This is a genomic window from Candidatus Pantoea rara, assembly GCF_051136265.1.
In the GTDB taxonomy this organism is placed as follows: Bacteria; Pseudomonadota; Gammaproteobacteria; order Enterobacterales; family Enterobacteriaceae; genus Pantoea; species Pantoea rara.
Genome location: NZ_CP194942.1, coordinates 3,624,674 through 3,638,683 on the forward strand (window position 1 = coordinate 3,624,674; position 14,010 = coordinate 3,638,683).

Consider the following 14,010-nt stretch of genomic DNA (forward strand, 5'->3'; position numbering starts at 1 on the left):
TGAGCCAGGCATCATCCGATTTCAGGAGCAGGGGTTTAACATGAAAGTAGGCATTATCGGTCTCGGCTTTCGTCTGTCCCACGTGATCAAAGAGTTCAGCAAAGCCGACGACGCCTTCTCGGTAGTGGGTTATTACGATCCGGCTCCAGCCGGACTGCCTAATCTGCACAGCTTTGGCATTGCGCCCGGCCAGTCCTTTGCGTCCATTGATGCGCTGCTGGAGCACGGCGGAATGGATGTGGTACTGGTTGGCTCACCCAACTTCCTGCATCTGGAGCATGTGGGTCAGGCACTGGCGGCGGGTTATACCGTGTTTACCGAAAAGCCGGTGGTGATCAATGAAGAGCAGACCATGGAGATGGCGAAGCTGGTCCGTCAATATGGCGAAGCGCGCATTCTGGTCGGCCTGGTGCTGCGCTACTCCCCGCTCTATCACGATCTGCTGGCGGCACGCGATGCCGGTCAGTTGGGCGAAATTACCTCGATTGAGGCGACAGAACATATCAAGCCTTACCATGGCGCATTCTTCCAGCGCGACTGGCGACGTCTGGAGAAGTATGCCGGTCCTTACATTCTGGAAAAGTGCTGCCACGACATCGATCTCTACCAGGGCCTGTTGCAGGAGCGCCCAATCCGCGTCGCCAGCTTTGGCGGCCGTAAATCTTTTACCCCGGCTCATGCGCCGCAGGGTGCCATCACCGCTGAGTCAGAGCTTTACCACGTAAAACCCAGCGGCTGGTCGAGTACCGATGCCGTCTTCGACAGCGACGCCGATATTGTCGACTACCAGACAGCCCTGATTGAGTACGAAGGCGGCGCGACACTCGCCTTCCATGCCAACCTGAACGTGCCGGATGAGTTTCGCCGTTTCTGCGTCATGGGCACCGACGGCATGGCCGAAGGCGACTTTGTACGAAACTACTTCCGCGTGCACAACGCGCGTAGTGGTGAGAAAGAGGTGGATACCGCCTACAGCGGCAATGCTTATGATGGCCACTACGGCGCAGATGCGCTGATGGCAGAAGAGATTGTTAAACATATTAAACAGGGAACACCGCTGAAAGTTTCAGTCGTGGACGCGCTGGAAGCGGGCCTCACCGCCATAAAAATCGATGAGGCGCGCAAAACCCGCAGCGTAGTGGACATGCGTGAAAGCTGGCTAACATTTGACGCCAACCTGGGAAAAACCGGGGCCTGATAGCCCCAGCCTGCGGGTCGACCTCCCCCGCCGACCCCGGGATTGAAATGGCAGTACGACTGGTAACTTCCTGTACTGGCCTTCGGGCCAGTTTCTCTATTGATGCTGGCTCGCTCAGCCAGCGCCTCAACTCCCATTAACCTCATTCTCCAGCTTCTGACGCCGCCGCAGATGCGGAAACAATTTCATCCACAACGCCACCACAACCAGTGTACCGATGCCGCCAATCGCCGCCGCCGGGGCGGCACCGAACCAGGCCGCCAGCAACCCGGACTCAAACTCGCCCAGCTGATTTGATGTATTAATAAATATCGCGTTAACCGCATTCACTCGCCCGCGCATGGTATCTGGCGTATCCAGCTGCACCAGCGCGCCCCGGATCACCATACTGACCATATCAAAACCACCCAGCGCACAGAGAGCAATCAGCGACAGCCACAATTGCGTGGAAAGCGCGAACACCAATGTGGCAGCGCCAAATCCTGCCACCGAGCCAAACATAATCATCCCGACATGCTTTTCCAGTTTGTGACGGCTCAGCCAGATACCCACCAGCAACGCCCCGACCGACGGCGCGCCACGTAACATCCCCAATCCCCACGGCCCGGTATGCAGAATATCTTTGGCAAAAATCGGCAGCAGCGCCGTCGCCCCGCCCAGCAATACTGCAAACAGATCGAGCGAAATCACCCCAAGCACATCTTTGCGTTCACGAATGAAGTGAATCCCGGCAAAAAGATTCTTCATATTCATCGGCAGGCGGCTCTGAACCGGATGCTCATAACGCAGCAGACTCACCAGCGTCAGTGAAATCAGATAAAACACCCCGGAAACGCCATACACCACATGCGGTCCGGCGACATAAAGTAAACCGCCAATCGTCGGCCCGACAATCACCGCCGCCTGTCCACCCACGGAGTTCATTGCCATGGCGCGCGCCAGGATCGAAGGCGGCACCAGCGACGGCAACATCGAGGACATTGCAGGCCACTCCAGCGCCTTCGCCACCGCAATCATAAATACCAGCCCCCAAAGCGCAGTTTTATCAACGGTCTGGAATAAGGTAAGCACCACTAATGCTACCAGTGCCGCAAATTCCACCAGCTGACCCAACAGCACAATGCGCCGCCGGTCATATTGATCCGCCAGATGACCGGCGGGTAACGCCAGCAACACCGACGGCAGAAATTGCATCAGGCCAATCATCCCTAACGCCATTGCGCTGTTGGTCAGCGCATAGATCTGCCAGCTGATCGCCACCGAGAACATCTGAAAACCAAACGATGAACAGGTACGCGCCAGCCAGAAGGCGACAAATGTCCGATGTCGCCACAGCGACTCTTCAGCCGCGGATGCCATAAATCCCATGTCTTATCCCAAATCAGGTGAGGAAACCCGCGTCGTTGCGCGGTGTTATTGGTGTGGTTTTGACGACGCCGGGTTAACAGACTGGCTGAGACCAGGAAGCGTGCGGCTCCAGCCCTGCCTCCCTGCGCAATGCACTGCGTCCCGCTCCGGCAAAGGCATATCAGCCCTCTCCTGATTATTACCCGCCTATTTGTCCCTGCTATTGAATATATTGCAGCACATCATCAGACGCCAAAGGAATTATCATCTGTTTGCTACCAGGTTTATTTACTTTCTCAGGTAACAAAAGGATGATTTGGATTAAGCATGTGATCTATATTTATTCACGCGTTTAAAAAAATGCGACTTTTTATATGCTTAATTATCAAAATATCCTTTTTATTGCATTTCATAGAGATAATGAAAAACAGTTTATATAACCCCTATGTTACTGAACCTATCCATCACGTTAAGCGTAATGTCACTGGCATTTGCTATAGCGTGCCTTATCTTCCGCAAAACCAGGACAGCGGCAATATACTTAATACAAACAACATTATTTCATTACACAATCAAATTGCTAATGAAGCAGCATTAATGATTGTTCCGGTTGAAGATATTCGATTACGGGGAATGATCGCGGTTCCTGATGCCTATAAGCATTTACAGAATGACCGCATCCGGATTGGGATTAACTATTCAAGCTTAGCTGCACATAGTGCGTCACTGCTTGAATTAACAAAGAAATTTGATTTCTGGCTTTATGATTTTGCGCCGCCAGGTGCGGACTGGCGACTGCTGGAGTCCTTTCCTTTTTCAGGGATAGTTTTAACCGAATCGTTCTTTAATGATAATTATGAAAAATTTACTTTTCCCTTTTTTATGGCGACATTTCGTGAAAAAGGTGCAGAGGTCATTGTGCGAAGTCATACGCCGCCTTTAACCACTGAGCAGTTTGCTGAGATAAATATCAGCGGCTGGCAACAGCAACGCTCGGACGGCGATCTTATTAGCTGCTGATTCACAAATCCTGCCTTCCGGCGTTAAGGGCACACGGCGGTGCGCTTAACGTCCTTTAATCCCCCATAAAATGTCGTATTACTACAGTTGTTAAGCGGTTTAAGCCAAAAAAATCAAACCTCGATCTAATTTTGCTATAACATTTAACACAAAGGGATCGTCTGTCTTAACGGAAGAGATATTGAAGAACACCCTAATCATTTGTACTTGATAACTGGAAACAGCCTATCTGGTTGTTTTCGTGTGTTTTATGGCAACGAAACGAGGTCGATATTATGGGGAAAAACTCCTCATCTTTTGGCGTAATTCGTTTCCTGACAGTGCTGTTCGCAGTGCTGACGGGCGCGTTTATGCTCATTGGCGGTGGCTGGTTAGCCGCCATTGGTGGTTCCTGGTATTACGTCTTTGGCGGTGTGGTGATGCTGATCACCGCTTATCTGCTTTCCCGTCGTAAAAGCACCGCACTGGTTCTCTATGCGCTGCTGCTGATCGGCACCCTGATCTGGGGTGTGTGGGAAGTCGGTACCGACTTCTGGGCACTGGCACCGCGCACCGATGTGCTGGTGATCTTCGGTGTCTGGCTGATCCTGCCGTTTGTTTATCGCAGCTTCAACGCGGGCAGCAAAGCCGCGCTGGGTACCCTGGCTGTGGCGCTGATTGCCAGTGCCATCGTGCTGGCCTATGCGGTATTCAACGATCCGCAGGTCATTAACGGCTCTGTACCAGAAACCGCTGACAACGCCCCGCAGGCTGCACCGCTGAGCAACATCCCGGATGCTGACTGGCCCGCTTATGCGCGCGATCAGCAGGGAACCCGTTTCTCGCCGCTGAAGCAGATTAACCACCAGAACGTGAAAGAGTTGCAGGTTGCCTGGCAGTTCCAGACTGGCGACATGAAAACCCCTAACGATCCAGGTGAAATCACCGACGAAGTTACCCCAATTAAAATCCGCGACACGCTTTACCTCTGTTCGCCACATCAGATTCTGTTTGCGCTGGATGCGGCTACCGGTAAGCAGAAGTGGAAATTTGATCCGGGCATGAAGGTTAACCCGACCTTCCAGCACGTGACCTGTCGCGGTGTTTCTTACCACGAAGTGCCGGCAGCAGCCGATGCAGCGAACACTCAGCCAGCTCTCTGCTCACGCCGTATCTATCTGCCTGTCAACGATGGCCGTCTGTTTGCGCTGGACGCAGAGACCGGCGAACGCTGCCCGTCATTTGGCGTCAACGGCGAGCTGGATCTGCAACACAAACAGCCTGTTACGACTGCAGGTATGTATGAGCCGACCTCTCCGCCAATCATTACCAACACCACCATCGTGATGGCGGGAGCGGTAACCGATAACTTCTCAACCCGCGAGCCATCAGGCGTCATTCGTGGTTTTGATGTGAATACCGGCAAACTGCTGTGGGTGTTTGATCCCGGCGCGAAAGACCCGAATGCCATTCCGGCTGATGAACACACCTTCACCATGAACTCACCGAATTCATGGGCACCGGCAGTTTACGATCCGAAACTGGATACCGTTTATCTGCCAATGGGCGTGACCACACCGGATATCTGGGGCGGTAACCGCACACCAGAGCAGGAACGCTATGCGAGCAGCGTACTGGCCCTGAACGCCACCACCGGTAAGCTGGTCTGGTCTTATCAGACGGTGCATCACGACCTGTGGGATATGGATCTGCCGTCGCAGCCGACGCTGGCTGACATCACCGATAAAGATGGCAACACCGTACCGGTTGTTTACGCGCCAGCGAAAACCGGCAACATCTTTGTCCTGGATCGCCGCACCGGCAAGCCAGTCGTCCCCGCGCCAGAAACACCGGTGCCACAGGGCGCCGCTAAAGGCGACCACGTTGCCGCCACTCAGCCCTACTCTGAGCTGACCTTCCGTCCGAAACAGAACCTGACGGACAAGGATATGTGGGGCGCGACGATGTTCGACCAGCTGGTGTGCCGCGTGATCTTCAAGCGTCTGCGCTATGAAGGTCCGTTCACCCCGCCATCTGAGCAGGGTACGCTGGTGTTCCCGGGTAACCTCGGTATGTTCGAATGGGGCGGCATCGCAGTCGATCCACATCGTCAGATCGCGATTGCTAACCCAATGGCGCTGCCGTTTGTCTCTAAGCTGGTTCCACGCGGCCCGGGCAATCCGATTGAGCCGCCGAAGGGCGCTGAGGGAGGTTCAGGTACGGAAACCGGTATTCAGCCACAGTATGGCGTGCCGTATGGCGTTGAGCTGAATCCGTTCCTGTCACCGTTTGGTCTGCCATGTAAACAGCCTGCCTGGGGTTATATCTCCGCGGTGGATCTGAAGACCAACGATGTGGTGTGGAAACAGCGTATCGGTACCGTTCGCGATAGCGCACCGGTTCCACTGCCGTTCAAAATGGGTATGCCGATGCTGGGTGGTCCTATCACCACCGCGGGCAAGGTATTCTTCATTGGAGCGACCGCAGATAACTACCTGCGTGCTTTCAGCACCGATACCGGCGAGCTGTTGTGGCAGGCACGTCTGCCAGCGGGCGGCCAGGCGACGCCAATGACCTATGAAGTAGATGGCAAGCAGTACGTTGTCATTGCGGCAGGTGGTCACGGCTCGTTTGGCACTAAGCTGGGCGATTATGTCATTGCCTACGCGCTGCCAGACCAGAAGTAATTCACGCAGTTGTGAATAAACTAAGGCGGACTCCGGTCCGCCTTTTTTGATCGCGCTATTTTTTCATTTCGCGCCAGTTCAGCCAGGCGCAAAATAGCATCACCGCGCACGTTGCCAGAAACACCGGTCGCATCCCGAACGCACCGCCCACCAGTCCACCGAACAGCGGGCCGCTGACCTGACCGATATATTGTGCTGAGGTCGAATATCCCAGCATCCGCCCTACCTGTGAGGTTGGCACATTATGACGAATAATCGCCGTGATACAGGGCATCAATCCGCCCAGCGCCATCCCCATCAGAAAGCGCAGCAGCACCAGTTGCCAGGCCGCCGTGATAAACGCCTGCGGAATCAGCAGCAGTCCGCTCATCAGTAATCCGCCGGTCAGCACACGCCAGTGCCCCACCCGATCGGCCAGACGACCCAGTCGTGGCCCGGCAAGCACAGTGCCCAGCGCTGCTGCGGACATCACCAGCCCGGATATCAGGGTGATCTGATGGTTACCCTGCACAAACTCGCTCACGTAAAGCGTGATAATCGGCTCAATCGACATGCTGGCGAAGATCAGTAACATGCCCGAGAGCCACATCAGCCGCACCAGTCTGTGATTAACAGGCGGGTCTGCAGGCTGCTGTTGCTGGCTTGTGCGTGACATCGCGGCAGCACGGGGTTGTTCTTTAAGTAAAAAGGTCGTGGCGAGGAAGGCGAGAAAAATCACTGCACCGGTCAGCCAGAACGTCTGGCGAATACCGATCAGCGGCGGTAACACTCCTCCCAGCAGCGGCCCGACCACGTTGCCTGCCATAATGCCGGAGGACAATACGCCCAGCGCCCAGCCGGTCTGCGCTTTTGGCGTCTGCGCCGCCACCAGAATGGTCGATCCCGACGCGTAGCCGCCCAGCAGCCCCGCCAGCAGGCGCAGCGCCACCAGCTGCCAGGGCGCGGTCGCCATGCCAATCAGCGACATCGCAATCGCCATCCCGAGACTGGCCCGGATCAGCATCAGCTTACGACCATAGCGATCAGCCAGCCTGCCCCACAGCGGCGCAGTCAGCGCGGCGCTGAAAAAGGTCGCGCCGTAGGCCAGACCTGACCAGCGCGCGATGGCGGCAGGCTGCTCAACACCGAGTTGCTGAACATAGAGCGGCAGAAACGGCAGCAGCAATGTCATCGCTACGATAGTGGTAAAAGAGCCGACGACGCAGACCGCTAAGTTACGTCGCCAGTGCTGAAACGCTGCCGTTTCGGGTGATGGTTGCATGAGGGTATCCATTGAATGATCAGGGATACAGGCTAACCGGAGCAGCGGAGTAACAACAGTCGCGGTGGAATAGTTACTCTGTGGCACTGATTGTTGTCAGCACGCAACAATCAGCCCGTATTCAGCGCCGCAACCAAGGCATCGCACAACAGCGTCACCGGCGACGCCGGTTCAGGCGTGTCGTGCAGCAGCAGATAGCTTTGCAGTCGATCCATCTGCCACTCCGGCAGCAGTTGCTGAATATCTCCACGCGCCACTGCCTCCTGCGCCATGTAGGAGGGCAGATAGGCGATGCCACTTCCCGCCAGTGCCGCATTAAGCAGCGCCATGCTGTTGTTAGCCCGGAAACGACTGCGCACGTCCAGCGCCAGACGCTGTTTATCACGGCGGAACGGCAGCGCGGCGGTGTGTGCCGGACCATGAAACATCAGCAGGTCGTGGCGCGGTAGCATCTCAGGATGGGTGATGGCAGCTCGCTGCGTCAGGTAGGCGGGCGCGGCATAGAGCCTCCACTCGATATCACTCAGTACCCGAAAATTGCCCTGCTGCGGCGAGCGGGATCGGATCACAATCGCCAGATCCACCTGATCGTCCAGCCGATCGTGATTGCGATCGGTCAGATCGAGATCGACGTTGATATGCAGGTGGCGGTGCAGAAAACGATTCAGAACGGGAACCACACACTGGCAGCCGAACGTGACGGGCGCCTGTAGCCGGATTTGGCCTGTGGGCTGCTGATGCAGCTGCTGCACGAACGCTTCTGCGCGCTGGACTTCAGCCAGCATCCGCACACAGTAGGGATAGTACGCCTGCCCCTGCTCAGTCAGTGCCAGCCGCCGGGTGGTACGCTGCAGCAGCCGGATACCGAGCCGCAACTCCAGACGAGCGATCTCCCGGCTGACATGGGATTTGGACCAGCCGAGTGCGCGAGCGGCCTCACTGAAACTCTGTAATTCCACAACCCGGGCAAACACCAGCATGGCGGTTAAATTCGCGCCGTTTTCCATGTTTCCCGACTCCGACAGTAAAGAGATGCTGGCAACAAACTATCACGTTCGGGCGGGGCGAAGTAAAGGAGGATCGTACGGGCCGACCTTCCCCTCTGTATGCTGTGACGGGAAGGTCTTATCAGGCATCAGCTGGCCATCGCCAGCGGGAACAGCAGCCGATCCGGCTCAACGCGACGCTGACGCCGCAACTGGCCAGGCGTCACCATAAAGTAGTTTTTAAAGGTACGGGTGTAGGCCTGCTGAGTATCGAAACCGTAGTTCATCGCCACCTGCAGTATCGCTTCGTTGCTGCTCAGCAACGTGAGCGCAGACTCGGTTAAGCGACGCTGACGGATATATTCTGCCAGTGAAAAGCCGGTGTGCTGGCGGAACAGGCGTTGAAGATGCCAGCGCGAATAGCCCGAGCGGCGCGCCACCTCATCCAGATGCAGATCGTGTCCTAAGTTGTTCTCAATCCAGTCCAGCAAACTCCGAATAAACTCGCGCTGATTCATGGTTTCTCCTGTTGATGCTGATGTGCAGTGGAGTCACTCTACCCGCTAAAATTTATCCCTTAATTAGCAGAAAATTAGCGCAGAATTAGCAAGGGCTGAAACGGGCGCGGCAGACGCCGCTTCAGCAAAACGTTGAGGACGGCAGACTGCCAAAATAATGCGTGCTGTGGTGCTGTAGCAAGGCGGCCAGACGCAGCCGTCCCTGAGAGCTGACATTAGTCAGTGACCTGGGCGGTAAGTCGCAGCCAACGCCGCTACAGTGCGAAGTATGAAGGCGGAAGGATAATTCTGGCCTAACAATTGGTGAGTAAACTCTCCCCCATCTTTATGAAGGAGATCAGCCATGCGCGTGTTACTGGTTGAAGATGATGAAATGATCGGCGCGAACCTGCAGCAGGCACTGCAGGGCGCGGGCTGGTCTGTGGATTGGGTACGTGATGGCGTCTATGCCCAGAATGCATGGAGCGAAGGCGGCTACAGTTGCGTGCTGCTCGATCTCGGCTTACCGCGCGATGATGGCCTGCAGGTTCTCCGCCGGGCGCGCGGGCGCGGCGACGCCACCCCGGTGCTGATTCTGACCGCACGCGACACGGTGGCACAGCGTATTCAGGGACTCGACAGCGGCGCAGACGATTACCTGCTTAAACCGTTCGATTTACAGGAAGTCATGGCCCGGATGCGCGCCATCACCCGACGCAGCCACGGCGCGGCAGATTCCGTGCTGGGCAGCGGTGATGTGCAGCTGGATATGATGACCCGTGAAGTGCTCTACAAAGGCCAGCGCGAGCAGCTTACGGCGCGCGAATATGCCCTGCTCTACGCCCTGCTGGAGCGGCCGGGCGCGATTCTGTCACGCGAGCAGCTGGAAAACCGCATCTATGGCTGGGGCGATGAAGTCAGCAGCAACGCGGTGGATGTGCTGATCCACGGCATGCGCCGCAAGCTGGATAACGACGTGATCCGCAACGTACGCGGGCTGGGCTGGCGGGTGCCGGCAATATGAAACCTTTTCGCTTTATGCGCTCACTGCGCAACAAATTACTCTCTACGCTGCTGATTATTCATCTGCTGATGATCGGCGGCGTCACCTGGTATTTCTTCAGCTGCTACGGCGATATGGTCGGCACCATGAAGGACGATCAGCTGGCGAAAATCGCGGATGCCTGGTCCACCAATAAACAGATGCCCGCCCTGATGCCCATGCTCATTGCACCTGACAAGGCGAAAAGCGCTTTTGTGGTTCAGCTTTGGGACGATCGGGGTCAGTTGCGGGCCAGCTCATGGCCGGAGCTTCAGGCCCCGCTGCAAAACCAGCGTGGCTATCGCGACGTGCATATCGGTCAGTGCGACGACTGTGAATGGCGCATTTACACCCGGCCCGGCTTGCCTGGCAGTGAGATTAAAACCATTCAGGTGATGCACAACCTCAGCTATATGAAGGCGTTGATGGTCAAGCGGGCACTGTCGGCGATCATTCCATTGATCCTGATGATGCCGCTGTCGCTACTGGTGATCTGGCTGGTGGTGCGCAAGATCACCCGGGATCTGCAGGTCGCTTCGCGCCAGATCGCGGCGCAGGAAACACATCATCCACACAATGTCTCACCGGAGGGTTTGCCGGATGAGATCCTGCCGCTGGTGGCCGCCTACAACTCGCTGCTGAGTAAGCTGCGGGAAGCCTGGTCGTCACAGCGTCAGTTCCTGGAAGATGCCGCGCATGAGTTGCGCACGCCGGTAACGGCGGTGACGTTGCAGCTGGAAAACCTGCGTCAGCATATTCAGCCGGGTGAAGCGAGCCGGCAGTTCAGCCAGCTGGAAGCGGGCGTCACCCGTACCCGGCATCTGGTCACGCAGTTACTCAATGTTTCACGCCAGGATGACCAGAGCGTAGTCGCCAGCGTTGAGCATATTGACCTGGAAGATCTGCTGAAAGAGAGCATTGAGCAGCTGATGGTGGTGGCAGATAAACGCGGCATCGATATCGGTTTTAATGGCTCTACACAGTATCGTCTGCAGGCCAGCCGTTCCGAGCTGCGAAGTCTGTTCGACAACCTGATTGGTAACGCCATGTTGCACACGCCGGAAGGCAGCCTGGTCGATGTGCTATTGCATCGGGTAGCCGATAAAACAGTGGTTGATATCGTTGATAACGGGCCAGGCATGCCGGAATCCTTTATCGAACGCGCCTTTGATCGTTTTACCCGTTCGCCTGACGTTAAGGCCCAGGGCAGTGGGCTGGGATTATCTATTGTGCGTAACGTCGCACAGAAACATCAGATTCACGTCGCCCTTTCCAATTGCCTGACGCCACAGGGTGCCATTTGTGGTTTGCAGGTTCGCGTCACACTTCCCTGATCCCGCCCGTTTGATCACGAACCAGACAACGTAAACGGTTGCCTGGTTCCGTTCGATCCACGCCCTTATTGTGAAGCTCATCACATTTTAGCTGAATTGTAATGCAACACTTTTTGACAAACGTGAGCAAAATCTATTTTCTATCGATCTGTTACAGGCACGCTACGCGGGCTGAAGAACGGGCTGTTATTTGCTGTGAAACCCTCATTCCCATCAAGGGACCGATTTCTCTCTGACTGCGTCTGCTGTGCGGCGGTCAAAAGCATGTGGCTGATAATAATGAAATTTAAAACGTTGATAGCAGGTGCCGTGCTGGCATGTTCATTGAGTGGTGCTGCGCAGGCCGCTGAAAGCGATCCGCAGTATGTCTCCGACTGGTGGCATCAGAGCGTTAACGTGGTAGGCAGCTATCACACGCGTTTCGGACCGCAGTTTAACAACGACGTTTATCTGGAATATGAAGCATTTGCGAAGAAGGACTGGTTCGATTTTTATGGCTACCTCGACCTGACCAACTTCTTCGGCGCAGGCAACAGCAACGCCAACGGTATTTTTGATCACGGTTCACCGATGTTTATGGAAATTGAACCGCGCTTCTCTATCGACAAACTGACCGGCACCAGCCTGGCCTTCGGCCCATTCAAAGAGTGGTATTTCGCCAACAACTACATCTACGACATGGGCCGCAACAGCGACAACCGCCAGAACACCTGGTACATGGGTCTGGGCACCGATATCGATACGCACAGTGATGTCGGCCTGTCGCTTAACGTCTACGCAAAATATCAGTGGGAAAACTACGGTGCGGCGAACGAAAACAGCTGGGACGGCTATCGCTTCAAGGTGAAATACTTCGTGCCAATTACCACGCTGTGGGGCGGTAATCTGGGCTATGTGGGCTTCACTAACTTTGACTGGGGTTCTGATCTCCGCGATAAAGGCGGTTCATCACGTACCAGCAACTCTATTGCCTCCAGCCATATTCTGTCACTGGGTTACGATCACTGGCACTTCTCTGCGGTAGCGCGTTACTTCCACAATGGCGGACAGTGGGCGGACGGTCAGGAGCTGAACTTCGGCAGAGGGCCGTTTGAAGTGAAATCAACTGGGTGGGGTTACTACCTGGTGGCGGGTTATAATTTCTGATCACGCGCGGCGGCCTGAATAGCCGCCGCTGATTAAAACGGGTCGTTGAAATGGCGCCGCACAGTGCGACGCCGACTGACCCGATTATTCCTGCGGCTTCTCTACATTGATGCGCCATGGAATGTTGAATTTATCAATGAACATCGCGAATCCGTTCGACCAGAACGTCTCCTGCCACTCCGTTGTCACCTTGCCGCCTGCCGACAATTTCTCAAACCAGGCTTTACCCTTTTCAACATCATTGGTGGAAAGGCTGACCGCGTAACCCGCATGTTCAGACGCGGGTGGCTTCTCGGTATTGCCATCACTGAGCATCAGCTCACCGTCACCAATACGCAGTTGCGCATGCATGATCTTTTCTGGTGGTTGCGGCGCGGCAGACTGATCGCCGACCTGCTCACCCTGATCCGGCATATCACCGAATTTCATTTTAGAGAGCAACTCTCCCCCAGTCGCCTGCAGGTAAAAGTCGATAGCCTCTTCGCAACGGCCATAGAGAAACAGATAAGGACTGACTTGCATCGTAACCTCTATTTGTCGGGTGGATTTATTACAGCACCTTAAGAGTGTAGACGATCGACTTTACTCACTGATTTTACTGGCAATAACGCCGAAAAAGTTGTGCCATATAACTGCTCATTGGGGTCAGCGTCGTGTCTTTGCGCTGAATCAGATAGAAGATTGCTTTCGGCAAGGGGTCGTCGAGTGCCAGCGCCACCAGCGATCGGCCCAGAATCGGATCGTCAATCACGTCAACCGACAGAATGCTGATGAAATCGCTTTGCGCCACCAGGCTGGTGCAGGCCATAAAGGTTTCACAGGTCACCACGATTTTGGGTGCCATGCCACGCTCGCCAAACAGATCATGCAGCAAACGGTAATAACTGCCTTTCGGGGTTGGCATTGTCCAGTCCGCCTGCTGTAAGGCTGCCAGAGTACGGGCCTTTTCCAGCGGATGGCCTTTGCGCACCACTACTTTGTACTCGCGCTCCATCATCCGCTCATACATCAGCTCCTGATCGAGATGGCTCTGATCGTAGGTATTGATGGTGAAATCGAGCGCCCCCTGACGCAGTTCATGCACCATTGACACCAGCTGGCCTTCAACGATACGCACCTTCACCAGCGGGTATTCCCGATGAAACTGGTTTATCACCTGAGGCATGATAGTGCGCGCCACGCTGCCCCCCACTCCGATGTTCACCTGACCGCCACCCAGCCCCAGCCGCTGCTGGATATCCTCCTCTGCGACCCGCAGCTCCGCCAGCACCAGACTGGCATGACGAAAAAAGTTATCACCGATATCAGTCAGTACTACGCCCTGCTGACGGCGGATAAACAGCTTTGCCCCCAGCTCGCGCTCCAGTTCCTGTATCGCTTTGGTTAACGCCGGTTGCGACAGCCCGGAAAGACGGCTTGCCGCCCGGATACTGCCTTGCCGTGCCACGTCAACGAAGGCGCGCAGCTGATGAAGTTTGAAATTGGCAGACATAATTTTGCGATAACCGTTGTT

12 protein-coding genes are annotated in these 14,010 nt (G+C 55.5%); 6 read left to right on the forward strand and 6 right to left on the reverse strand.

The genetic code is table 11. The annotated features are described in order from the left end of the window. Positions 1-40: 40 nt before the first annotated feature. Positions 41-1,198 (forward strand): Gfo/Idh/MocA family protein, encoded by a 1,158-nt coding sequence (locus tag ACR8BF_RS17160; RefSeq protein ID WP_105099493.1) that lies wholly within the window; start codon positions 41-43, stop codon positions 1,196-1,198. A gap of 126 nt (positions 1,199-1,324) precedes the next feature. Here ACR8BF_RS17160 and ACR8BF_RS17165 read toward each other — a convergent pair whose 3' ends face one another. Further along, a complete protein-coding gene (locus tag ACR8BF_RS17165; RefSeq protein ID WP_313697781.1) occupies positions 1,325-2,566 on the reverse strand; it encodes an MFS transporter in 1,242 nt (413 codons plus the stop codon). 399 nt (positions 2,567-2,965) lie between these two features. Here ACR8BF_RS17165 and ACR8BF_RS17170 point away from each other — a divergent pair, with 399 nt between their 5' ends. Both ACR8BF_RS17170 and ACR8BF_RS17175 read left to right on the forward strand, forming a co-directional pair. After that, positions 2,966-3,565: a hypothetical protein gene (locus ACR8BF_RS17170; protein ID WP_255434204.1), complete on the forward strand. Its 600-nt coding sequence runs from the start codon at positions 2,966-2,968 to the stop codon at positions 3,563-3,565. Between the two features lie 275 nt (positions 3,566-3,840). Continuing rightward, a complete protein-coding gene (locus ACR8BF_RS17175) occupies positions 3,841-6,231 on the forward strand; it encodes a glucose/quinate/shikimate family membrane-bound PQQ-dependent dehydrogenase (protein ID WP_179897287.1) in 2,391 nt (796 codons plus the stop codon). Between the two features lie 55 nt (positions 6,232-6,286). Here ACR8BF_RS17175 and ACR8BF_RS17180 read toward each other — a convergent pair whose 3' ends face one another. From ACR8BF_RS17180 to ACR8BF_RS17190, 3 genes are all read right to left on the reverse strand, one after another. Further along, positions 6,287-7,492: an MFS transporter gene (locus ACR8BF_RS17180; RefSeq protein ID WP_434745322.1), complete on the reverse strand. Its 1,206-nt coding sequence runs from the start codon at positions 7,490-7,492 to the stop codon at positions 6,287-6,289. 110 nt (positions 7,493-7,602) lie between these two features. Next, a complete protein-coding gene (locus ACR8BF_RS17185; protein WP_434745323.1) occupies positions 7,603-8,499 on the reverse strand; it encodes a LysR family transcriptional regulator in 897 nt (298 codons plus the stop codon). A gap of 128 nt (positions 8,500-8,627) precedes the next feature. Further along, complete coding sequence (locus tag ACR8BF_RS17190; protein ID WP_009092546.1) at positions 8,628-8,996, reverse strand: helix-turn-helix domain-containing protein; 369 nt, start codon at positions 8,994-8,996, stop codon at positions 8,628-8,630. Between the two features lie 343 nt (positions 8,997-9,339). On the opposite strand from ACR8BF_RS17190, the gene ACR8BF_RS17195 reads away from it, so the two are divergent. The 3 genes from ACR8BF_RS17195 (at position 9,340) to ACR8BF_RS17205 (ending at position 12,497) form a co-directional block, all read left to right on the forward strand. Then, a complete protein-coding gene (locus ACR8BF_RS17195; protein WP_003855687.1) occupies positions 9,340-9,999 on the forward strand; it encodes a response regulator in 660 nt (219 codons plus the stop codon). Continuing rightward, complete coding sequence (locus tag ACR8BF_RS17200; protein WP_179897279.1) at positions 9,996-11,351, forward strand: sensor histidine kinase; 1,356 nt, start codon at positions 9,996-9,998, stop codon at positions 11,349-11,351. Before ACR8BF_RS17195 ends, ACR8BF_RS17200 begins: the two co-directional genes overlap by 4 nt. A gap of 279 nt (positions 11,352-11,630) precedes the next feature. After that, positions 11,631-12,497: a nucleoside-specific channel-forming protein Tsx gene (locus ACR8BF_RS17205; RefSeq protein WP_179897277.1), complete on the forward strand. Its 867-nt coding sequence runs from the start codon at positions 11,631-11,633 to the stop codon at positions 12,495-12,497. Positions 12,498-12,581: 84 nt separating this feature from the next. On the opposite strand, the gene yjdN is transcribed toward ACR8BF_RS17205, so the two are convergent. Continuing rightward, a complete protein-coding gene (gene yjdN, locus ACR8BF_RS17210) occupies positions 12,582-13,019 on the reverse strand; it encodes a VOC family metalloprotein YjdN (RefSeq protein WP_179897275.1) in 438 nt (145 codons plus the stop codon). Between the two features lie 73 nt (positions 13,020-13,092). Further along, a complete protein-coding gene (locus tag ACR8BF_RS17215; protein WP_434745324.1) occupies positions 13,093-13,989 on the reverse strand; it encodes a LysR family transcriptional regulator in 897 nt (298 codons plus the stop codon). Positions 13,990-14,010: the final 21 nt, after the last annotated feature.